The sequence below is a fragment of the Acinetobacter sp. NIOH-H-8 genome (genome assembly GCF_046635365.1).
Taxonomy (GTDB): Bacteria; Pseudomonadota; Gammaproteobacteria; order Pseudomonadales; family Moraxellaceae; genus Acinetobacter.
The window spans coordinates 1-448 of sequence record NZ_JBHDVN010000197.1 but is presented as its reverse complement, the minus strand read 5'-3'; the positions used below and the strand labels follow the sequence as shown (position 1 = coordinate 448).

The following is a 448-nucleotide window of genomic DNA, read 5'->3' as shown; positions in this document are numbered from 1 at the left end:
GGATAAGGAAGGCTTCGGCGCCTGCACCAACATCGGCTCCTGCGCCGCTGAGTGTCCGGTGGGCATTTCGCTGGAAAACATTGCCATCCTGAACCGCGAATTCCTGGCCGCCAAGGCTACCTCGAATAACCTGGCCTAGGGTTTCGTGGTTTATCAGAACTGAAAAAGCGAACCGGCCTGCCGGTTCGCTTTTTTGTTTGTGCTCCGCTCAGAATTGAAAATCAAGAAAGCTGACAGCCGTACCTCGCCCGGTCAACTCTTCATTTTTAATTCATCATTCTTAACTCTCCTGATGATAACCATCATAGCCGGCACCAACCGCCCGCACTCCCGCGCCCGCCGCATCAGCGACCTGTACGCGGCGCAGCTGCGCGAAGTCGGGGCCGAGGCGCAGATACTGGACCTGGCCGCGCTGCCCACCGACTTCACCGCCACCGCCCTCTACGAC

General features: G+C 58.3%; 1 protein-coding gene. It reads left to right on the top strand.

The window, feature by feature from the left end; all coding sequences use genetic code 11:
• Positions 1 to 193: 193 nt before the first annotated feature.
• The coding region (locus tag ACEWB7_RS17775; RefSeq protein ID WP_411581056.1) for a hypothetical protein at positions 194 to 448 on the top strand (255 nt) is incomplete at its 3' end.